Origin of the sequence: Mycoplana sp. MJR14 (genome assembly GCF_029210525.1) — a bacterium.
Classification (GTDB): Bacteria; Pseudomonadota; Alphaproteobacteria; order Rhizobiales; family Rhizobiaceae; genus Mycoplana.
In genome coordinates, this window is sequence record NZ_JARGEO010000011.1 from 79,473 (window position 1) to 101,552 (window position 22,080).

Sequence of the window (22,080 nt, forward strand, 5' to 3'; positions counted from 1 at the left end):
CTCATCTGTCACCGCCGGAAGCCGGAACACAACCACGCCGATCCCGAATTCGCGAGGAAACCGAAAGATATGCGCCGACAACTCGCCTCCGCCACCGAGCGTTTCCCGATCGCGGGCAGCTTCACCATTTCGCGCGGTTCCAAGACGGAAGCGCTCGTCGTCACCTGCCGAATCACCGAAGGCGGCCACACCGGCAGCGGCGAGTGCGTGCCCTACCCGCGCTATGGCGAATCGGTCGACAGCGTGCTTTCGGAAATCGAGGCGGCACGGCCGACGATCGAGGCGGGCATCGGGCGCGCCGAACTCGGCCGGACCATGCGTGCCGGCGCGGCCCGCAATGCGCTCGACTGCGCGCTGTGGGATCTCGAGGCCAAGCGTGCCGGCACGCCCGCCTGGCGGCAGATCTGCGCCGACGAACCGCAGCCGCTCGTCACCGCTTATACGATCTCGCTCGGCGAACCTGAGGCGATGGCCGCCCAGACGGCGCTGCATGCCCATCGCGCGCTCCTGAAGGTGAAGGTCGGCACGGCCGACGACGCTTCGCGCATCCGTGCCGTCCGCGCCGCCGCACCGGACGCGCCGATCATCCTCGACGCCAACGAGGGCTGGACGGAAGAGACCCTTGCCCGCCATCTCGCCATCTGCGCCGAGGCGGGCATCGCCCTCGTCGAGCAGCCGCTGCCGGCCGGCCGCGACGACGCGTTGCGGCATGTCGAGCGCACGGTGCTCGTCTGCGCCGACGAGAGCGTGCATCTGGGCGCCGATCTGGCAGCCCTCACCGATCGTTACGATGCCATAAACATCAAGCTCGACAAGGCCGGCGGGCTGACGGAGGCGCTTTCCATGCGAGACGAGGCCCGCCGCCTCGGCCTGAAGGTCATGGTCGGCTGCATGGTCGGCTCGTCGCTGGCCATGGCGCCGGCCGTGCTTCTCGCGCAGGGTGCCGACTTCGTCGATCTCGACGGGCCGCTGCTCCTGGCGCAGGACCGCGAACCCGCGCTGCGCTACGAGGGCTCGCTGGTGTTCCCGCCGAAGGCGAGCCTCTGGGGCTGAAGCGCCCGCGCCAGCACCGTCAGCGACAGCCCGAGCGCCGCCACGACCGACATCGCGTAGAAGCCGTCGATGCCGTACCAGGCGAACAGGTAGCCGGACAAAAACGTCGTCAGCGCCATCAGGATGCCGTTGTAGAAGAAATAGAGCCCCTGCGTGGATGCCTCCCTTTCCTCCGCGACGCGTTCCACGATCCGCCCCTGTACGCCGACGTGAATGCTGGCATAGGTCAGCGCGTGCAGGCACTGCAGCACCATATAGCCCGAAAACCCGAGACCGGCCGGGAACACGATCCACCGGAAGACCGCCACCGAACAGCCGAGCACGATCAGCGTCCACAGGCTGAAGCGTCGCCGCAACCGGGCCGCGAAGATGAAGAAGACGATCTCGGCGGCCACGCCGACGCTGAAGAGCAGGCCGATCTCCGTTCCCGAATAGCCCTCCGCCCCCCAAAGGATGGCGGCAAAGGCATAGAACATGCCGTGGCTGGCGTTGACCAGCGCGGCACCGACCATCATCAGTTGCACGTCCATCTGCCGGACGGGTGCCGCGGGCGCCACCGCAAGCGCGGAAATCGGCGAGGGTCGCCGCGGCTTGCCGATCCGCGGCGCGATGAAGGCGCAGACGACCGTGGAGACGAAGCCCACGGTCATCGCCGGCAGCACCATCGCCCCGCCGAAGATGCCGGAGAGCCAGCCGCCGATCATCGTCGAGACGATGAAGGCGACCGAGCCCCAGAAGCGCATGTGGCTGTAGTCGAAGTTCCAGCGGCGGACGCCGCTGAGCGCGATCGCGTCGGTGATCGGCAGGTAGGGCGCGTAGACGATGCCCTGCAGCGTATAGAGGATCAGCACCGGCCAGAAATGCTCGACGAACAGCAGCGCGATCGCAGTCGCAAGCGACATCAGGCCCGACCAGACCAGCACGATCGCCCGGTCGCCGATCCGGTCCGCGATCATCCCGGCGATCGGCGCTGCGACCACGCGCACGACGAGCGGCACGGCCAGCACCACGCCGATCTCCCAGTCGCTCATCGATAGCGAGTTCAGCCAGATCGGGAAGAAGGGCAGTGCGATGCCGTTGACGAGCATCGGCGCGCAGAAGACGATGGCGGTACGCAGGACGAAGAAGCGCGGCGCAGCGCCGCTCGCGACCATGCCGTAAGGCGCGTTCATATCGGGAAACCTGAACAGAGGGACGCACCACGACTAGCACGCCGAGGCACGTACGCCAATCCGCCAATTGAGGGTAGTCCGGCGCCGCCGCTTCACGTTTTCATGGTGGCTGTCCCGCGCCGTGAAGCGCGCGGCCGGGACCTCGGCTCAGGCGGCCTTCGACGCCTTGCGACCGACGGCCGGAACACCCTGGCTGCGCGGCAGCACCGCGATCGGAGCGGGGCGTGCGGCGGGCGACTGCCAGGTCACGAGCTCCATGGTCCCGTCCCAGTGCTCGATCACCGCGGTGCAGCTCTCGACCCAGTCGCCGGTGTTGATGTAGCGGATGCCGCCGATGTCCTCGATCACGGCGTGATGGATATGGCCGCAGATCACCCCGTCCGCCCCGTGCTTGCGCGCCTCCTCGGCGACGACCTGCTGGAAGGCGCCGATGAAATTGACCGCATGCTTGACCTGCAGCTTCGCCCAGGCCGAGAACGACCAGTAGGGCAGGCCCAGCCGCCGCCGCACCGCCGCCAGCGCGACGTTGATGGCGATCGCCGCGTCATAGGCCCAGTCGCCGAGATAGGCGAGCAGGCGGGCGTTGCGCACCACCACGTCGAATTCGTCGCCATGCAGCACCAGGTACTTCTTGCCGTCCGCGGCTTCATGGACGAGCTGCTGGGCGACCTCGATGCCGCCGAAGTGCACGCCGGGGAAATCGCGCAGGAATTCGTCGTGGTTGCCGGGCACGTAGATGATCCGCGCACCCTTGCGCGCCTTCCTGAGCAGCTTCTGCACGACGTCGTTGCAGCTCTGCGGCCAGTACCAGCTCCGCTTCAGCCGCCAGCCGTCGACGATGTCGCCGACCAGGATGATCGTCGCCGCCTCGTGGCAGCGCAGGAAGTCGAGCAGGAAGTCCGCCTTGGCGGCCTTGGAGCCGAGGTGCACGTCCGACAGGAACAAGGTCCGGACGCGCCGGACGTTCGGCTCTGGGGCGTGGGCGTTCATGATCGTCTACTCCGGCGGTCGGGCTTGGGTTGCGCTGGCCTTTCGCGCTAGCTCAAAACCAGACTCGTGTATCAGGGGAATGACAGGGCCTGTTTACAATCGCCCGGCGGCCGCCGGGCCGCGCCGTCCCGGGCGGATCCGGTCGCCCCCGGCATTTGACGGTTGCATGCGCCGCCGATAGGGGCTTTATACCAACCTGCACTGATAGCGACCGGTCCGCCATGGCCTCAGTCGGCCACCGGCGGACGGCCCAGGCGACAGGTCGATGTCAGGGCGGGTTGATACTACCGCATCGGCAAACTTCACGGCGCGCCCCATCCGTGCCAGAAGGGCCGCACATCGATTGGAATCGGGCAGGAAAACAATGACGACTGGCGACAAACCGAAAGCGAAACCCACGCCTCCGAGCGGCGACATCGACCAGCAGGCCCTGTTCTTCCACCGCCACCCCCGCCCCGGCAAGCTGGAGATCCAGCCGACCAAGCCGCTCGGCAACCAGCGCGACCTGGCGCTTGCCTATTCGCCGGGCGTCGCCGCCCCCTGCCTCGCCATCCGCGACAATCCGGAAACGGCCGCCGATTATACGGCCCGCGCCAATCTCGTCGCCGTCATCTCCAACGGCACCGCCGTCCTCGGCCTCGGCAATATCGGCCCCCTCGCCTCCAAGCCCGTCATGGAAGGCAAGGCGGTGCTGTTCAAGAAATTCGCCGGCATCGACGTGTTCGACATCGAGATCGACGCGGCAACCGTGGGCGAAATGGTCAACGTCGTCTCGGCGCTGGAGCCGACCTTCGGCGGCGTCAACCTCGAGGACATCAAGGCGCCGGAATGCTTCGAGGTCGAGCGCCAGCTGCGCGAGAAGATGGATATCCCCGTCTTTCACGACGACCAGCACGGCACCGCGATCATCGTCGCAGCCGCCATCCTCAATGGCCTGGAGCTCGCCGGCAAGGACATCGCGAAGGCGAAGATCGTCGCCTCCGGCGCCGGCGCCGCGGCCCTTGCCTGCCTCAACCTGCTCGTCACCCTCGGCGCCCGGGTCGAAAACATCTGGGTCCACGACATCGAAGGCCTCGTCTACAAGGGCCGCGAGGTGCTGATGGACCAGTGGAAGTCGGTCTACGCGCAGGAGACCGACAAGCGCGCGCTGTCGGAGACGATCGACGACGCCGACGTCTTCCTGGGCCTCTCCGCCGCAGGCGTCCTCAAGCCCGAACTTCTGGCGCGCATGGCCGCAAAGCCGCTGATCATGGCGCTTGCCAACCCGAACCCGGAAATCATGCCGGAAGAGGCGCGCGCCGCCCGTCCGGACGCGATGATCTGCACCGGCCGCTCCGACTTCCCCAACCAGGTCAACAACGTCCTCTGCTTCCCCTACATCTTCCGCGGCGCGCTCGATTGCGGTGCCCGGACGATCAACGAGGAGATGAAGATGGCGGCGGTGCGCGCGATCGCGGCCCTGGCCCGCGAGGAGGTCTCCGACGTCGCCGCCCGCGCCTATTCCGGCGAGACGCCGGTGTTCGGCCCGAACTACCTGATCCCCTCGCCCTTCGACCAGCGCCTGATCCTGCGCATCGCCCCGGCGGTTGCCCGTGCGGCCGCCGAAAGCGGGGTCGCGACCCGGCCGATCGCCGATTTCGACGCCTATCTCGACCAGCTGAACCGCTTCGTCTGGCGCTCCGGCTTCATCATGAAGCCGATCTTCGTCGCCGCCAAGAATGCCGAGAAGAAGCGGGTCATCTTCGCCGAAGGCGAGGACGAGCGCGTGCTCCGCGCCGCCCAGGTGCTGCTCGAGGAAGGCACCGCCAAGCCGATCCTGATCGGCCGCCCGCAGATCATCGAGACGCGCCTGAAGCGCTATGGCCTGCGCATCCGCCCGGGCGCCGATTTCGAGGTGATCAACCCCGAGGACGACCCGCGCTATCGCGACTATGTCGACGACTATTTCAAGCTGGTCGGCCGGCAGGGCGTGATCCCGGAAGCCGCCCGCACGATCGTGCGCACCAACCAGACGGTGATCGGCGCGCTCGCCGTTCGCCGCGGCGAGGCCGATGCGCTGATCTGCGGCGTCGAGGGCCGCTATGCCAAGCACCTGCGCGACGTCCGCCAGATCATCGGCCTGCGCAAGGGGGTGACCGATTTCTCCGCGCTCAGCCTGCTGATCTCCCAGCGCGGCGCGACCTTCTTCACCGACACCTATGTCAGCTTCGACCCGACGGCCGAGGAAGTCGCCCAGATGACGGTGATGGCGGCGAAGGAAATCCGCCGCTTCGGCATCACCCCGCGCGCCGCCCTCGTCTCGCACTCCAACTTCGGCTCGCGCGATTCCGTCAGCGCCTTCAAGATGCGCAAGGCGATGGCGCTCGTGCGGGAAATGGCGCCGGAGCTGGAGGCCGACGGCGAGATGCACGGCGATTCGGCGATCTCCGAGGCCCTGCGCCAGCGTGTCATGCCGGGCAGCACCCTGACCGGCGAAGCAAACCTGCTCGTCTTCCCCAACCTCGACGCCGCCAACATCACGCTCGGCGTCCTGAAGACGATGACCGACGGCCTGCACGTCGGCCCGATCCTGCTCGGCGCCGCGATGCCCGCCCACATCCTGTCGCCGTCGGTGACCTCGCGCGGCGTCGTCAACATGGCGGCGCTGGCCGTGGTCGAGGCGTCCTATCCGGACTGAACGCCACATTCGGCATCGATGAAAAAGGCGCGTCCGGAGCGGGCGCGCCTTCTTCCGTTTTGACCAGCCCCGCTCAGGGCGCGATCTGCGCGGCGGGCATCTCGGCGATGCCGGGGGCCGCGGCCCGGCCCCGTTCGTTCTCCTCCCACCAGTCGGAGATGGCATCGATCAGGGGCACGAGCGCCAGCCCCGCCGCTGTCAGGTCGTACTCGACGCGCAGCGGATATCCCGCAAACGCCGTCCGCTGGACGATGCCTGCCGCCTCGAGCTTCCGAAGCTCCAAGGTCAACATGCGGTGCGAGACTGTCGGATTGTCGCGCCGCAGGTCGGCGAAGCGCTTGGTGCCATCCTTGAGGTAGTAGATCAGCAAGGTCGGCCAGCGCCCGCTGAGGACCTGCATGACTTCCTCGATCGGGCAGCGCGAGACCAGATCCTTCATCGCATTCTCCGGCATGGTGACAAAAAAGTGCGTAATTTACATGGGGAAGGGCAGCGGATAGGTCCAGTGTCGCTGCGCAGCGTGATCGAAAGAAATCACGGAGAAAGACATTGGAACCGATCCTTATCTATGGCTTCCCCGCCGGAAGCTCCATGGGCCTCGTCGCCGCGCTCGAATGGCTCGGCAAACCCTATCGGCTCTGCCGCGTCGACATGCTCGGCGAGATGCGCGATCCGTCATATGCCCGCATCAACGCACGCCACGAGACCCCAGTCCTGATCACCGACGACGGGCGGGTACTCACTGAGACGATGGCCATCGTCCACTGGCTGGCCGCACGCGACGACGATCGCCGTATCAGCTTCGCACCGCAATCGAAGGAGGCGGACCGCATGGTCCAGCTGATGGCCTTCGTCAACACCGGCTTCACCGGTGCCTTCTCTGCGCTCTGGACGGCGCTGGAACTGGATGAGCCGGACCCCGACTTCCAGGACGCCCTGCGCCGCTTCGGCCACAAGGCCGTGGTCGAACGCCACCGCAAGCTGGAGGCGATGATCGGCGATACCGCCTATCTCGTCGGCGACCGCCCCACGCTCGCCGACGGCATCTTCGTCGGCGTCGCCCGCTGGCTCGATATCCACGCGGTCTCGCAGTCGGACCGCTGGCCCAGGCTGGAAGCGCTGCGACGCAGGCTGGAAGCCGATCCGGCCGTCCGTTTCGCCACGGCGCTGGAGAACGGTGAGGCGGCGACAGGAAGCGGGGCATGCCGCGGCCACGTTCCCCTGACGGAAGTCATCGCGCGTTTCGGCCAATGAGACGAAAGAGGCCGGGATCGCTCCCGGCCTCTCCTGCTTCTCGGTTGCGATCTGGACCGCGGGTTCAGGCACCCGGCTTCTTCAGCCGCTTCGACCACTCGCCGGCCTTGCCCATGCCCGCCGCGACCCAGGGCGAGCCCTTCAGGCCGAGCTTGCCGCGCAAGCCCATGGCGCCGATGATCAGGCGGATCATCTGCGACTTGATGGGGGGCAGCGAGGCGATGTGCAGGCCGGTGAAGGGCAGGAACGGGTTGCGCCGCAGCGACCCGTAGATCTCGATGCGCGTCGTCTGCTTGTAGCTCGGGCAACGGGCGTGGAAGCCGTGGGTGTCGGCGACGATCAGGGTGTTGGCCTTGACCACCATCTTCACCGGCTGGCCGTAGCCCAGTGCGGTCAGCTCGTGCGGCATGATGCGCAGCGAACCGCGGGCGGAATACTTGTTCTCGATCGTGTCGGCGCTCTCGCTGATGCGCTGCTCCCAGGCGAGCCGCTGCGGCGTCACCTTGTGCGAGCCCGGCACGTAGGAGAACGGCCCGTCCTCCTCGCCGACGTCCTTGAGGAACAGCCAGGCCTTCGCGGTCGGCTGGAAGGTGTCGCTGTGCAGCGCGGTCTGCGGATCGGCCGCCGTCTCCTTCGACGGCGTCGACGCCAGCGCCATCACCACCTGCACGACCAGCAGCGGCTGGCCGTCGCTCGAGGACACGTAGCGCAGGAGATTGGACATGCGCGGATCGTTGCGCGCCGCCTTGAAGCCCGGAAGCCGCTCCACGTCGCTGTCGTCGATCAGCGCGCGCCGGGTCACGGTCGTCCCCTGCAGCATGTCGTAGCGGTCGAAGTCGCTGTTCTCCAGCTCCGAAGTCACCTGCGCGAACACCTCCGGCGGCAGGAAGTTCTCGATCTTCACGAAGCCGTTCTCGTCGTATTCGCGCCGCTGCTCGGCGGTGACCAGGTGCGCCAGAGACTTGCGCCGCCAATCGGCCATGTCCATGGCGAGCGACACCCGCTTGGCATGCAGGCCCATCCTGTTCAGCGTCTTGCTGCCGATGATGGGATTGTCCGCGAAGGACTTGGCACCCGAGGCCAGCTGGAGCGCATAGAACGGGCTGAGCAGAACGGAGGAAAGGCGCATGCGGTGACCTATGGTGCGTTCGACGGGATGGCGGCGCCGGAAGGCGGGCAACATGCCCCGCCAGGGGCCGCCGCAGCCAGCATTTGCTACACCAAGGGCACGGCGATAGCAATTCCGCTGCGTAAAACATGAAGAAAGAAATCAACTATTATTGACGTTAATCACTTTCGAGGGAGTGCATTGCCCATTTGCCCCTCCAAGCTATGATCGTGAGGAAGGATGCCCGGTCTGCGGCGGAAATCACGGGCTCCCGCCCGACCCGCCGGAACCGGAGAACCGCTTCGGCGTTACTCAAGCCGCCCTCGCCCGTCGCACCCGACCCGCGAGGCAAACGCGACGGGAGGGGACGAGGTGCAGTGGGGACTGGGAAGAGTGTGGGTTCTGGCCGCTGCGACGGCCCTCCCGATGGCCCCGTCATTGGCCCTGTCATTGGCCTTGTCGCTGGCGCCGACCCATGCTCGGGCGCAGGACGTCTGCAGCGATCTCCAGTCGCAGCTCGTCAACCTGCCGCCCGCGGCCGATAGCGCCCAGCAGGTGCGCAGCTACGCCAGCGCCATCGCAAGGCAGAACATCGAACTGCGCCAGGCAAGGGCCGACCTTCGCCGGCTCGGCTGCAGCAACGGCAGCGTCACCGTCTTCGGCGGTCAGAATGCCGGCGCCTGCGCCGCCATCACGTCGACGATCGACCAGATGGAGCGCAACCTCCGGCAACTCGTGCAACAGCGTGACGAGGCGTCCTTCGGCGGCGATCCGGCCGAGCGCGGCCGCATCCTGGCGGCCCTGTCGGAGAACGGCTGCGAGGGGACCATCGCGGCCGAGTCATCCGCAGAGGCAGAGGCAGAAGTGACCATGGAGGGCGGCGATCTTCCCGAAATCGACGATCCGGACATGCCGACGACGTTCGACAACATGGGCGCGGCAGCGCAGGATGGCCCGCTGCGGACGGTGTGCGTGCGCACCTGCGACGGCGGCTTCTTCCCGATATCGTCGGCGGCGACCCCGCTCGACTTCCGCCGGGACCAGCGCGCCTGTTCGATGATGTGCCCGCAGACCGAGACGGAGCTCTTCTACCAGCCGCTGCAGTCGCTCGACAGCAGCAACATGATCTCGACACTGACCGGACGGCCCTATACCGCTCTGGCGAACGCCTACGCCTACCAGTCCCGCGACCGCTCCGCCGACCCGTCCTGCGGCTGCGACCTTGCCGGCTACTACCGCAAGATGGCGGGCGCCGGCGGCGGCGCGTCGAACGCCGCCGCGGGCACGAAGCCGGGCACGATCAGGCAGGATGTCGGCTCGGTGACGACGATCCGGATGCATCCGGTCGCGGGCGCCGCAGCCCCCGGAACGGTCGTCAACGAGCGGCCCTACGATCCGGAAAAGGACCGGGTGCGGATGGTCGGGCCGAGCTTCCTTCCCGACGACCAGCCGCCGCTCGACCTTCGCAACCCCGGCGGGGCGAACTGAACCGCTGCGAAGCCTCGGCCGTCAGCGCCGCTGCCCCCACCGGTCGGCGAAGACCAGTTCCTCCAGCGGCAGCCGCTGGCGCCATCCCTTGAGCGCGAGCTCGGGCTCCTCGTAGAGGCGATCGACGTAGCCCAGGCAGAGCCAGGCGACGATCTCGATCCGCTCGGGAATGCCGAGCAGCGCACGGATGTCGGCATCGTGGAAGATGCTGACCCAGCCGACGCCCACCCCTTCCGCCCGCGCCGCCAGCCACAGGTTCTGCACGGCGCACACGGTCGAATAGGCATCCATGCGCGGATTGTGCGTGCGCCCCAGCACCACGCTGCCGGCCCGGTCCGGGTCGCAGGTCACGCAGAGGCTGACGGGCGCCTTGAGGATGCCCTCCAGCTTCAGTGTCCGGTAACGTTCCTGGCGCTCGCCGGAAAAGAGCGCGGCCGCCTCCTCGTTGGCGCGCTGGAACGCCCGGTGGGCGCCGGCGCGCACCGCCTGGTCGCGCACGACGATGAAGCTCCAGGGCTGCATGAAGCCGACGGACGGCGCACTGTGGGCGGCACCCAGCAGGCGCTCCAGCAGATCGTCCGGCAGCGGATCGCTCAGGAACTGGTCACGCACGTCGCGACGGGTCTCGATGGCGCGGTAGACTGCGGCCCGTTCGGCCGCCGTGAAGGGTTGGACGGGAACAAGCTCGTCCCGCTTGGAAGGTCGCATCGTCAACTCCCCAACAATGCTCGCGACCCCACCGCCGTCCGCGCGGGCGGGTCCATCTCGCCAGGCCGGTCTTCTGACTTCGGATCGCCCGGCCACGCCCGCCTTCCCGGCCTTTCGACCAGTGGCTGTCTGGCGAGGGGTTTCCCTCGCGGCTTGGCCGTCCCCGTCACAGCGTTGGGCACGTTCCGGCTTCGGCGCACGCGGACGTCGTCCTCGGCCCCACCGGATTCCCGATTCTCCCCGCGCAAGCGGGGCACCTAGCAGCGCCATTTGCACATGCGGGGCGAAAGTGCGCAAGAGGGCCCGTCCGGCGTCTGCCGGATATCCCCTTGCAGGGCGTGTGTTCAGGCCGCCTCGATGTCCGAGGTCGGTTGGGCGCCGCCGGGCACGCCGTAGTGGGCGCGGTTGCGGCCCGCGTTCTTGGCCGAATAGAGCGCCGCATCGGCTGCAAGCATGATCGCATGCGCCGACTGGCCATGGTGGGGAAAGGCGCCGATGCCGGCGCTGCCGCCGATCTGGAGCAACTGGCCCTGGAAGGGCACGGGCACCAGCGCATCGCGCACGAAGCCTTCGGCAAGCGGAAGGGTGATCTCAGGGTCCGTGATCCCCGGAAGCAGCACCGCGAACTCGTCGCCCCCGAGACGCGCGACCACCCCGTGCTCTCCGAGCCGGGCCATGAACCGCGCGGCGACGGCGCGCAGGACCTCGTCGCCGGCCGCATGCCCATGCCGGTCGTTGACCGCCTTGAACCGGTCGAGGTCGATGGCGATGATCGAAAAGGCCCTCTGCCCCCTCCGGGAAAGGTCGGTGATCGCGTGATCGAACCCGGATCGACTGAGGACGCCGGTCAGTGCGTCATGGCGCGCCAGATGGGCGTTCTTCGCCTCGCTTCGCTCGAGCGCGCGCACGAGCGAGGAGAACTTGACCGCGCCGAAGCCCATCACGACGACGAAGATCGCGATCAGCGCGGCGATGTGCGGCACCGCCATGGTCCAGACGAACGATCCCGGACGGTTCGGACGCCACGAAGCCACCATCGGGTTGAAGGCGTCGCCGCCCACGCCGGTCGTCAGAAGGTTCGGGTCGTCGGTCGTGATCGGCGAGAAGCCGAGGCCGGTGAGCCCCAGGCGCCGCTCGGATTCCGCCAGCATCGACGCCGTCACCGGCTTGACCGTGATCATCAGCACGGGGCTCCGGCGCTCGTCGGGGATGAACAGCCGCCGCGGCACCACCGCCTGGACGACGACGATGCTCATGCCCCCCTCGATCACCCGCATGCCCGTTGCGCTGATCTGCGGCACGCCCCCGTTCACGCGACCGGCACTCGTCGGCGACTTCGCCACGATCCAGCCGTCGCGCGTGCGCCGCAAGGAGGCGTGGTAGCTCGCCGTCGCCCGCTTGATCAGGTCGCTGATCCAGTAGAGCACCTCTTCCGACTGCCCGTCCGGCACGATGATGCCGTCGCGCATGGCCAGAACCGGTTCGCCGGCCGGTTTGACGAACACCAGCCACGAAAAGCCGGACTCCCGCCACAGCCAGTTCCGGAGGTCGTGCCTGATGAACCGCTCGCTGAGCTTGCCGTCGCCCAGTTCATCGAAGGTCCTGTCCCATACCGACAGGCCGCTCTGGTAGAGCACCACCTGCTCGATCTGGTTGCGGAATTCGCTCTTGACGAGGGTCTTCTCGGTCTCGGCGACAAACTCGTTCGCCTGGCGGACCGAATAGTCGAGGACGAGGAAATTGGCGCTGGCGAACAGCAACACGATCACCGCCGATGCGATGGCGATGCCCAGTTTGACCCCACCCCGGCGCGCGGCCACGGCGCCGGCCCCTGTTCTCGCCATGTCGATCCCCATAGACATGCCTGCGGCTGTCCGCCGCGTCTCGTTTGGACGAGGACCTTATCCTGCAAGCAGGAACATTCATTTAATCGGACTGGTATCCAAACAATTAACCCGTGAAAATCTAGGGTTGTTGCCGGCACCCCGGGCTTACGGGGCGTAGCGGACGAATGCAAACTGCGATCCGTCCGGCGACCAGTTCGGAACGTTCATCGTCCCCTGCCCGCCGAAGAGTTCGAACAGCACCCGGTCGTTGCCGCCGTCGGCATCCATCAGCCGCAAGCGGACATGATGGTCGCGCGGATGATCGAACACGTCGCCGTCGTAGGACAGCACGAGAAGCGAGCGGCCGTCCGGCGTCGGATGGGCGAACCAGTCGCCGAAAGGGCTGTCGGTGATGCGGGCGAGGTCCGTGCCGTCCGGGCGGATCCGCCAGATCTGCATACGGCCGGTGCGGCTCGAATTGAAGTAGATCCAGTCGTCGCAGGACCAGTCCGGACCGTCGTTGCGCCCTTCGCCGAAGGTCAGCCGCGTCTCGTCGCCGCCGTCGACGGGGATCGTGTAGATGTCGAAGACGTCGTCGCGGATGCCGCAGTAGCAGACCCGGCTGCCGTCCGGCGACCAGCCGTGCCAGTAGGACGACTGGCTGGGCGTCACGAGCCGCGGCGTGCCGCCGCCGGCGGGAAGGACATAGATCGCCGCCTTGCCGAACTCGGTCTTGTCGGTGACCGCAAGCCAGCGCCCGTCCGGCGACAGCCCGTGGTCGTTGTTGCAGAGGGTCGCAAAGCCCGTGTCGATCCGCTCCGGCGCGCCGCCCGAGAGCGGCAGCCGGTAGATGAGCCCGTCGCCGTTGATGACGAGCGAGCGGCCGTCGCGCGCAAAGTTCGGCGCCTCCAGCAGCTGGTCGCTCTGCCACACCACCCGGGACTGGCCGGAGGCGACGTCGTGGATTTCGACGGAACTGCGCATCGCCTCTCCTAGCGGTCGCGGAAGCGGTTGGTGATCGGGTAGCGCCGGTCGCGGCCGAAGTTCTTCCTGGTGATCTTGACGCCGGGCGCCGACTGCCGCCGCTTGTACTCGGCGATGTAGAGCAGGTGCTCGACGCGGTGAACCGTCGCCTCGTCATGGCCGCGTGCGACGATCTCCTCCGTGCCCATCTCGTTTTCGACGAGGCATTCGAGGATGTCGTCGAGCACCGGATAGGGCGGCAGCGAATCCTGGTCGGTCTGGTTCGGCCGCAATTCCGCCGACGGCGCCTTGTCGATGATGTTCTGCGGAATGACCTGTCCCGAGGGCCCGAGCGCGCCCGGCGGCACCGTGGTGTTGCGCCAGCGCGACAGCGCGTAGACCTGCATCTTGTAGAGGTCCTTGATCGGGTTGAAGCCGCCGTTCATGTCGCCGTAGAGCGTGGCGTAGCCGACCGACATTTCCGACTTGTTGCCGGTCGTCACCACCATCGAGCCGAACTTGTTGGAGATCGCCATCAGGATCGTGCCGCGCGCGCGGCTCTGCAGGTTCTCCTCGGTGATGCCGGACTCGGTCCCCTCGAACATGTCGGACAGCGCATCCATGAAGCCCGTGACCGGCGCCTCGATCGGCACGACGTCATAGCGGCAGCCGAGCGCCCTGGCGCAGGCGGCCGCGTCCGTCAGCGATTCCTCGGAGGTGTAGCGATAGGGCAGCATCACGCAGCGCACCCGCTCCTCGCCGAGCGCATCGACGGCGATCGCGGCACAGATCGCCGAATCGATGCCGCCGGAAAGGCCGAGCACCACGTTCTTGAAGCCGTTCTTGTTGACGTAGTCGCGAAAGCCGAGCACGCAGGCGCGATAGTCCGCCTCCTCCCGCTCCGGGATCTTCGACATCGGCCCGCCGTCGCAGCACCAGTCGCCGTCCTCGTTCTTCTTCCAGGTGACGAGCGCGATCGTCTCCTCGAACTGGCTCATCTGGAAGGCCAGCGTCTTGTCGGCATTGAGCCCGAAGCTTGCGCCGTCGAAAACGAGTTCGTCCTGGCCGCCGAGCTGGTTGGCGAAGACCAGCGGCAGGCCGGTCTCGATGACCTGCTTCAGCGCCACCTGATGGCGCACGTCGACCTTGCCGCGATAGTAGGGCGAGCCGTTCGGCACCAGCAGGATCTCCGCTCCGCTCTCGGCCAGCGTCTCGCAGACGCCGAGATCGTTCCAGATCTCCTCGCAGATTGGGATGCCGAGGCGCACGCCACGGAAATTGACCGGTCCCGGCATGGCGCCCTCGACGAAGACGCGCTTCTCGTCGAACTCGCCGTAGTTCGGAAGGTCGAGCTTGTCTCGGTAGACGAGGATCCGCCCGCCGTCGAGCACGGCCACCGAATTGTGCCGCCCGGACTCGCCCTGTCGCGGAAAGCCGACGATCACGCCCGGCCCGCCGTCGGCGGTGTCCTCGGCGAGCGCCTCGACCGCCTTCTGGCACGCCTTCAGGAAGGCCGGCTTCAGCACGAGGTCCTCCGGCGGGTAGCCGGAGATGAAGAGCTCGGTCAGAAGCAGCAGATCGGCGCCCTGCGCGGCCGCATCCGCCCGCGCCGCCCGCGCCTTGGCGAGATTGCCGGCGACATCGCCCACCGTCGGGTTGAGCTGCGCAACCGCAATGCGAAGTGTGGTCCTGTCGTCTCGTCCGTTCATCTCGATCCTCGATCCGCGTCGTCCGAAGCCAATTCGGGCAAGGCTGTTCTTTAGATGATGACGGACGGTTTGAAAATGAAGGGATTTTCGAATTGCCGTCCTGAAAATAAGACAGCCCCTGCTCAGGCGCGCTTGCGGCAGAGCGCCGCATTCATCCCCCGTTCAAGATAACAGCGATATGACAATTGGGCGAAAGTTTTATGACATTTTGGAGTAGCGCGTGAGAACCTCAGTCCGGGCCGTTTCGGCGACAGCAATGCAGGAGACGGCGATCGCCGATGCGACGTCACGCCGTCTTGCGGTCGTGGCGACGGCGATCCGCTCGGTCGCGCTGACGTTTTTCTTCGCGCTTGTCACCGTCACCGCCGTCGAACTCATCACGCGCAAGTCCACCGACGCCACCCTGACCTTCCTGACGACCTATGCCCAGCCCGGCTGGACGACCTGCGGGCTGTTCTTCCTCGCCCTGCTCGCGCTCGACGCGCTGATCGGCCGCCAGCACAAGGCGATCCTGGTGCTGGGGCCGCTCGCCATCCTTCTGGCGCTGATCTCGGAACAGAAGCAGATCTTCCTGACCGACCCGCTCTACCCGACCGACCTGCTCTTCGGGCGGCAGATCATGGAGCTGATGCCGGCGCTCGTCCGCGACCGCCCCTGGACCGCCGTTGCCATCGTCATTGGCTCGCTCACCGCCGCAGGCGCGCTGATTTCCCTGTGGGTCTTCGCCTGGAAGCGCTTTCGCCAGTTGAACCTGAGGCAGCGCGCCGTCCGCCTCGCCGTCGCCGTGCCGCTCCTGGCAGGCTTCGGCTCGATCCTCGACTACAACCAGTTCTCCGAGATCCGCGACCGCCTGCAGGTCTTCCCGATCATGTGGGACCAGACCGAAAACTACCGACACAACGGTTTCATGCTCGCTTTCGCGATCAACGTGCCGATGGCGAACGTCAAGGCGCCTGCCGGCTATTCGCCGGATGCGATCGACCATATCAACCAGGATCCGCTGCCGGCCGGCACCAGCCACCGCAGCAAGCCGGACGTCATCGTCGTGATGAGCGAATCGCTCTGGGATCCGACGAAGCTCACCAGCGTCAAACTGAGCCCCGATCCGATGCCGCTCATCCGCAAGAGTGAATCCGGCGCGATCTTCTCGCCGGAGTTCGGCGGCCTGACGGCGAATGTCGAGTTCGAGGCGCTGACCGGCTTCTCCAACGCCTTCCTGCCCACCGGCAGCATTCCCTACCAGCAATATGTCCGCGACCCGATCCCGTCGCTTGCGACCTTCTTCCGCGGCGAGGGCTACACCGCCCGCGCGATCCACCCCTTCGCCGGCTGGTTCTGGAACCGCACCTCGGTCTACAAGTCCTTCGGCTTCGAGACCTTCAAGACCGAAGAGACGATGCCGCCGATGACCAAGCGCGGGATCTTCGCCTCCGACGAGGCCCTGACGAAGGAGCTCATCCGCCAGGCCGATGCGCAGCAGGATCCGTTCTTCTTCTTCACGGTCACCCTGCAGGGCCACGGTCCCTATGAGGCCACCCGCTACGCGAAGAACACGATCAAAGTCGAAGGCAACCTGCCCTATGCCGACCGCCAGGTGCTGTCGACCTACGCACAGGGCGTGAAGGAAGCCGACGACAGCCTGAAGATGCTGATGGACTGGGCGAAGAACCGCGACCGCGAGACGATCATCGTCGTCTTCGGCGACCACCTGCCGCCGCTGAACACCGTCTACACCTCCGCCGGCTACATGAACGACATCACCGCCGCCCGCCGCGGCCCGGTCGAGCAGATGAAGCGCGAGCACGAGACGCCGCTCATCGTCTGGTCGAACAAGGCCGGCGTCAGGCAGGATATCGGCACGATCAGCCCCGCGCTCCTGCCCTACCACATCCTCAAGGAAGCGGGCTACGAGCACCCCTACTACACCGGCTTCCTCGGCCGCGTGCAGGAACGCTACGACATCATCGACCGCTATCAGCTGATCCGCCACGACGGCACCGCCACGCAGGACTGGTCGCGCAAGAAGAACGTCGACCCGCTGGTCCGCGACTACCGCTTCCTGCAGCACGACATCATGTTCGGCAAGCGCCGCGGCCTGGATCGCTTCTTCCCCGCCCACGCCGGCGTCGTCGGCGCCGCGAGCTGACGCGGCACAGGCACCGCGAACCCGGCGGCGTCCACCTTTCGGACCGGCCTGTCCTCCGGCCGGCCTCGCAGCGAAAGCGAAAAGGGCGGCACGAGCCGCCCTTCGGGCTGACGACAGGCCCCGTTCCGGGCGTCTGCTTCGTCGATCAGACCACAACCGCCCGCCATGCCGGGCTTGATCCGGAATCCAGCAGGCAAGTCGTTGCGCACAGGCGACGCTCTCGCGTTGTGGACGCGAATCCGGAATGACGAGCGAGAAGGACGGTCCCGACAAGAGCAGGTTCGTCCACATACGAAAAAGGGCGGCACGAGCCGCCCTTTCATCCTGAACCGCGTCTGGCCGATCAGTTCACCGCTGCCAGTCCTACGATCAGCCCGGTCGCAGCCGTGATCAGCAGGAACTGGTTGTCGACCCGCACCCATTGCTGGCCACGGCCGGGTGCATGCAGGTGGTGGCGCCGGTAGTCGCGAGCGTTGATGATCTGCCGCCTTTCGGCGCGCGTCAGCTTGTTGCCCTTTGCCCAGCGGTGCTTGTGGACGACCGTGCGCTTCTCGACGACGACCGTCTTGGTCACCACCCGCTTGTCGACGTGGTGCTGCGGCACCGGCTGCCGGACGTCGCGGGCCTCGGCGACCGAGAAGGACGTGGCAAGGACCGAAGTCGCGATCAGGGCTGCGAAGAGCTTTTTCATGGGTGTCTCCTTTTGTCTGGACACCCCCTTGATAGGGCTCGACGGATGAACGGAAACTGAAATCAAGATTAAACTTGTGTAATGTAATCAGCGACTTGGGGACACGAAATAGCGTAACGCACAAACTTTATCCCTGAGTGGGCACCTGCCCCGACCGATAGGTGAAGCGCGAGAAATCCGCCACCTGCGCCCGCCCCGAGGTATCGAAGCAGAACATGCCGGCGAAGGCGCCGGTGAAAGAGCCGTGCTCGCCGCGTCCGCCTTCGTCCGACACCACGCCCGCATCCAGCACGGGACCGATCGCGCTCCAGCGGGCGGCGCCGTCCGGCCGCCAGAAGAACTGCAGGTCGTTGCCCTGCACCGCCATCGCAAGCGCGACCGGCCCCTCGCCGACCGGAACGCCGCTGCCGGCCGGAAAGACGAGCCGGGCATCCGGATAGTCGCCAGGGCAGGACAGGATGGTCAGAACGCGCCCGAGCGTCTCGTGCAGCGTCAGCCCGAGCGCGTGAAACTTGTGGCGGTTGTAATAGTGCACCAGGCCTGCGACCTGCTGGTAGGTGTCCGGCTGGAACTCCAGCACGGTCTCGGCGGAAAAGTCATGGTGCTCCTGCCGCCGGGCGACGAGCGACTGCTCGAACCAGCTGCCGATGCTCTCGCGCCCGAACAGCCGCAGGTGCCCCGGTCGCGCGCCGAGCGAGAACAGCCTCTCCGGCTTCGGCGTGCGCAGCCACTGGAAATCGGCCGGCAGCGCGGGCCCCTCGAAGCGATAGGTGGTCTCGGCCGGCTTCTCGCCGGCCGCGGTCGGCACCGGCGCCGGAACATCCACCTGCGGCACCGGGCCGCCGCCGTCGAGATAGAGCCAGCCGTCGTCGCGCCAGACGCATTTCTGGATGGCCGTCTCGCGGCCGAGCGTGCAGCGCCGGCCAGGCGGCAGGGGCCGCCCGGTCAGGTGCGTGTGATAGGCCTGGCCGTCCGGCGTCTCGACATACTGCCCGTGTCCCGCCCGCTGCAGCCTTGCCTCCGGATGATCCTTCGAGGTGATCAGATGCACGTCCGGGTGCATCTCGTAGGGACCGTCGATGTTCCGCGAGCGGGCCATGGTCACCGCATGGTCGTAGCCGGTGCCGCCCTCGGCCGTCGTCAGATAGTACCATCCATCGCGCTTGAAGAGATGCGGGCCCTCGACGAGGCCGAGCGGGCTTCCGGCAAAGATGTTTTTCACCGGCCCGACCAGCCGCCCGGCCACCGGATCCCACTCCTGCAGCAGGATGCCGTCGAAGGCCGGAGACTTCGGCATGCCGCCATAGCTCTCCGTGCGATGGTTCCACTGCATGTTGAGGAACCATTTGCGCCCGTCGTCGTCGTGGAACAGCGACGGATCAAAGCCGGACGAGTTCACGTGGACGGGATCGGACCAGTCCGCCTCGATCGACGGCGCAGTCACGATGTAGTTGTGCGCGTCCTTGAAGTTGCCGTCGAAGCGCTTGACGTCGGTATAGACCAGCCAGAACCGGCCGTCGGCATGGGAAAGGCACGGCGCCCAGACGCCGCAGCTGTCGGGATTGCCGCGCATGTCGAGCTGGCTTTCCCGCTCCAGCGGCCGGCGCACCAGCCGCCAGTTGACCAGATCGCGCGAGTGGTGGATCTGCACGCCCGGATACCATTCGAAGGTGGACGTCGCGATATAGTAGTCCTGCCCGACGCGGCAGATCGACGGATCCGGATTGAAGCCCGGCAGGATCGGATTTCGGATCACGGGTTTGCTCCTCCTGCACCGTGGTCATTCGGTCTCACATGCCGCCCCTCCGCCTGCCGGAGCATCGCCGCTCAGGGAGAGAGCCCAGCAGGAGATCCCTCCCTGTCGCGAACACGGCCGCGTTCAGGAAGCGCGACAACGGATTGGGGATTGGCAGCGCCCCATCCAGTCTCCCCCTTCAAGGGGAGACGTGCGCCAGGACGGAGGGGGCGCCCCCTCCGCCCGATCCTTCAAACGAGCTCGGCAGAGCGCGTCCAGAGATTGATGTCCGCCTCGCGGGCATAGACGTCGATCTCCTTGAGCTCCTCAGCCGTGAAATCGGGGGTCTCGAGCGCCTTGACGCAATCGACGATCTGGCCGGCGCGGCTCGCCCCGATCAGCGCCGAGGTGATCCGTCCGCCCCGCAGCACCCAGGCGATCGCCATCTGCGCCAGCGTCTGGCCGCGACGCTCGGCGATCGCGTTCAGCTTGCGGATGTTGTCGATCGTTTCGGGGCGGATGAAATCCTTCTTCAGGAAGTGGTTCTGCGCCGCGCGGCTGTCGTCCGGAATGCCGGCGAGATACTTCGTCGTCAGCATGCCCTGCGCCAGCGGCGAGAACACGATCGAGCCGATGCCGAGTTCGTCGAGCGTGTCGATCAGCCCGTCGGTCTCGATCCAGCGGTTGAGCATGGAATAGCTCGGCTGGTGGATCAGGCAGGGCGTGCCGAGATCCTTCAGGATCGCCGCCGCCTCGCGGGTACGCTGCGAGTTGTACGAGGAGATGCCGACATAGAGCGCGCGGCCCGACCGGACGATGTGGTCGAGCGCGGCACAGGTCTCCTCCAGCGGCGTTTCGGGATCGAAGCGGTGCGAATAGAAGATGTCGACATAGTCGAGGCCCATCCGCTTCAGGCTCTGGTCGCAGGAGGCGATCAGATACTTGCGGCTGCCCCACTCGCCATAGGGGCCGGGCCACATGTCGTAGCCCGCCTTGGACGAGATGATCAGTTCGTCGCGATAGCCGGCGAAATCGGTGCGCAGGATCTCGCCGAAGGCGGTCTCGGCCGATCCCGGCGGCGGGCCGTAGTTGTTGGCGAGGTCGAAATGGGTGATGCCGAGGTCGAAGGCGGTGCGGCACATCTCGACCTTGCGCTCGTGCGGCGTGTCGCCGCCGAAATTGTGCCAGAGGCCGAGCGAGATCGCCGGAAGCTTCAGGCCGGAGCGTCCGAGGCGGTTGTACTTCATTGTTTCATAGCGGTTTTCCGCGGGCTGCCAGGCCATGGCTGTCCTCCATTTCATGTCTTGGGCGGGAATGGATACTCCCGCCCGAACCGTTCCCGCAAGGGGGCGCTGCAACCCGCAGCGGGCCGTCCCGGCTATTCCGCCGCCGCCTCGACGGCCGGCGCTGCGACGTCGTCGCGCAGAAGCGCACGCGCCTCCGCGATGCCCAGCGCCGCAGGCTGGGTGCAGGTGGTGACGATATCGATCGCCCGCCCCTCCTCGGCCGACCGCAGGATCGCCGTCAGCACGTCGATCGTGTGCAGCGACCGTTCGAGCGAGCAGCGATAGTCGCGCCCGGTCGCCACCGCCTCCATCATGTCGGAGAGGCCGACGCCGCGATAGTTCGCCTGCGTTCCCCAGTCGAAGGTGTAGTTCTTCGCCGTCAGCGGATGATCCCAGACCTCGACCGCTTTCGGCTCCCGGTCCATGCCCGCAACCTCGACCGTGCCGCCGAAGAAGTTCGGATCCGGTACGAAGATCGCGCCGTCGGTGCCGTAGAGTTCCATGTTCTGGTGGCGGTGCGCCCAGACGTCCCAGCTCGTCATCAACGAGATCTGGGCGCCGCTCTCAAACTCGAGCACGGCATGGATGTTGGTCGCGACGATCACCGGCACCTTCTCGCCGGCCCGCGGGCCGTTGCCGATCGTGCGCTCCTCGCGGGCCTTGTTGGCGAGTGCGACGACGCGCTTCACCGGGCCGACGAGGTTGACGAGGTTGTTGACGTAGTAGGGCCCCATGTCGAGGATCGGCCCGCCGCCCGGCGCGAAGAAGAAGTCCGGGTTCGGATGCCAGCTCTCCATGCCGGGGCCCAGCACATGCGCCGTGCCCGACATGATCTTGCCGACGCGGCCGCTGTCGATCAGATGGCGGGCGAACTGATGGGCGCCGCCGAGATAGGTATCCGGCGCCGACCCCACCTTCAGGCCCCAGGCATCGGCAACGCGGCGCAGTTCCTCGCCCTGCTCCAGGGTCAGCACGAAGGGCTTTTCGGAGTAGACATGCTTGCCGGCCTCCAGCGCCTGCTTCGAGACGGGAAAGTGCGCCTCCGGCACCGTCAGGTTGACCACGACCTCGACGGCCGGATTGGCCAGCAGCGCCGCGATCTCCTGTGCCGGCACGCCGAACTCCTCCGAGCGCGCCTTCGCCGCCGCCGGGTTGATGTCGGCGCAGGCGACGAGCTTGAGGTTCCGATAGAGCGGGATCAGCTTGAAATAGGCGCCGGAAATGTTGCCGCAGCCGATGATGCCGACGCCGAATTCTCTTGTCATGTTGGTCAT

At 66.8% G+C, this 22,080-nt stretch carries 17 protein-coding genes and 1 riboswitch; of the genes, 5 read left to right on the plus strand and 12 right to left on the minus strand.

Annotated elements, in window-relative coordinates:
* The first annotated feature begins 69 nt into the window (after positions 1-69).
* Positions 70-1,053, plus strand: a complete 984-nt coding sequence (gene dgcA / locus P0086_RS21170) for an N-acetyl-D-Glu racemase DgcA (protein WP_275789673.1) — start codon at positions 70-72, stop codon at positions 1,051-1,053.
* Here dgcA and P0086_RS21175 read toward each other — a convergent pair.
* Positions 1,005-2,225, minus strand: a complete 1,221-nt coding sequence (locus P0086_RS21175; protein ID WP_275789675.1) for an MFS transporter — start codon at positions 2,223-2,225, stop codon at positions 1,005-1,007. The two genes, dgcA and P0086_RS21175, sit on opposite strands and share 49 nt — an antisense overlap.
* Before the next feature lie 147 nt (positions 2,226-2,372).
* Positions 2,373-3,215, minus strand: a complete 843-nt coding sequence (locus P0086_RS21180; RefSeq protein WP_162702539.1) for a UDP-2,3-diacylglucosamine diphosphatase — start codon at positions 3,213-3,215, stop codon at positions 2,373-2,375.
* Between the two features lie 364 nt (positions 3,216-3,579).
* Between P0086_RS21180 and P0086_RS21185 the strand changes: the two genes are divergently transcribed.
* A complete protein-coding gene (locus P0086_RS21185) occupies positions 3,580-5,892 on the plus strand; it encodes an NADP-dependent malic enzyme (protein WP_112599461.1) in 2,313 nt (770 codons plus the stop codon).
* Between the two features lie 73 nt (positions 5,893-5,965).
* Here the strand turns inward: P0086_RS21185 and P0086_RS21190 are convergent, their stop codons facing one another.
* Positions 5,966-6,331, minus strand: a complete 366-nt coding sequence (locus P0086_RS21190) for a helix-turn-helix domain-containing protein (RefSeq protein ID WP_148148946.1) — start codon at positions 6,329-6,331, stop codon at positions 5,966-5,968.
* Between the two features lie 110 nt (positions 6,332-6,441).
* Here P0086_RS21190 and P0086_RS21195 point away from each other — a divergent pair, with 110 nt between their 5' ends.
* Entirely contained in the window at positions 6,442-7,146 is a 705-nt protein-coding gene (locus tag P0086_RS21195) for a glutathione S-transferase family protein (protein WP_275789679.1), read from the plus strand.
* Positions 7,147-7,210: 64 nt separating this feature from the next.
* Here P0086_RS21195 and P0086_RS21200 read toward each other — a convergent pair whose 3' ends face one another.
* Entirely contained in the window at positions 7,211-8,275 is a 1,065-nt protein-coding gene (locus P0086_RS21200; protein WP_275789681.1) for a phytanoyl-CoA dioxygenase family protein, read from the minus strand.
* Between the two features lie 405 nt (positions 8,276-8,680).
* On the opposite strand from P0086_RS21200, the gene P0086_RS21205 reads away from it, so the two are divergent.
* Positions 8,681-9,742, plus strand: a complete 1,062-nt coding sequence (locus P0086_RS21205) for a DUF2865 domain-containing protein (RefSeq protein ID WP_275789684.1) — start codon at positions 8,681-8,683, stop codon at positions 9,740-9,742.
* 21 nt (positions 9,743-9,763) lie between these two features.
* Here the strand turns inward: P0086_RS21205 and bluB are convergent, their stop codons facing one another.
* From bluB to P0086_RS21225, 4 genes are all read right to left on the minus strand, one after another.
* A complete protein-coding gene (bluB, locus tag P0086_RS21210) occupies positions 9,764-10,450 on the minus strand; it encodes a 5,6-dimethylbenzimidazole synthase (protein ID WP_112599466.1) in 687 nt (228 codons plus the stop codon).
* Positions 10,451-10,495: 45 nt separating this feature from the next.
* Positions 10,496-10,726, minus strand: a riboswitch (cobalamin riboswitch).
* 68 nt (positions 10,727-10,794) lie between these two features.
* On the minus strand, positions 10,795-12,294 hold the full coding sequence (locus tag P0086_RS21215; protein ID WP_275789688.1) for a diguanylate cyclase: 1,500 nt from the start codon (positions 12,292-12,294) through the stop codon (positions 10,795-10,797).
* Between the two features lie 147 nt (positions 12,295-12,441).
* Complete coding sequence (locus P0086_RS21220; protein ID WP_275789691.1) at positions 12,442-13,260, minus strand: hypothetical protein; 819 nt, start codon at positions 13,258-13,260, stop codon at positions 12,442-12,444.
* An 8-nt stretch (positions 13,261-13,268) separates the two neighbouring features.
* Positions 13,269-14,948 carry an NAD+ synthase gene (locus P0086_RS21225; protein WP_275789693.1) on the minus strand — a complete coding sequence of 560 codons (1,680 nt, stop codon included), beginning with the start codon at positions 14,946-14,948 and terminating at the stop codon, positions 13,269-13,271.
* A gap of 256 nt (positions 14,949-15,204) precedes the next feature.
* On the opposite strand from P0086_RS21225, the gene P0086_RS21230 reads away from it, so the two are divergent.
* A complete protein-coding gene (locus P0086_RS21230; protein ID WP_112612547.1) occupies positions 15,205-17,094 on the plus strand; it encodes an LTA synthase family protein in 1,890 nt (629 codons plus the stop codon).
* A gap of 343 nt (positions 17,095-17,437) precedes the next feature.
* Here P0086_RS21230 and P0086_RS21235 read toward each other — a convergent pair whose 3' ends face one another.
* The 4 genes from P0086_RS21235 to P0086_RS21250 form a co-directional block, all read right to left on the minus strand.
* Entirely contained in the window at positions 17,438-17,785 is a 348-nt protein-coding gene (locus tag P0086_RS21235; protein WP_148179947.1) for an RcnB family protein, read from the minus strand.
* A 127-nt stretch (positions 17,786-17,912) separates the two neighbouring features.
* A complete protein-coding gene (locus P0086_RS21240; protein ID WP_275789696.1) occupies positions 17,913-19,541 on the minus strand; it encodes a glycoside hydrolase family 43 protein in 1,629 nt (542 codons plus the stop codon).
* Between the two features lie 230 nt (positions 19,542-19,771).
* Positions 19,772-20,803, minus strand: coding sequence for an L-glyceraldehyde 3-phosphate reductase (mgrA, locus tag P0086_RS21245; protein WP_112599473.1), 1,032 nt, complete (start codon positions 20,801-20,803; stop codon positions 19,772-19,774).
* A gap of 95 nt (positions 20,804-20,898) precedes the next feature.
* Complete coding sequence (locus tag P0086_RS21250; RefSeq protein ID WP_275789698.1) at positions 20,899-22,071, minus strand: Gfo/Idh/MocA family oxidoreductase; 1,173 nt, start codon at positions 22,069-22,071, stop codon at positions 20,899-20,901.
* Positions 22,072-22,080 lie beyond the last annotated feature (9 nt).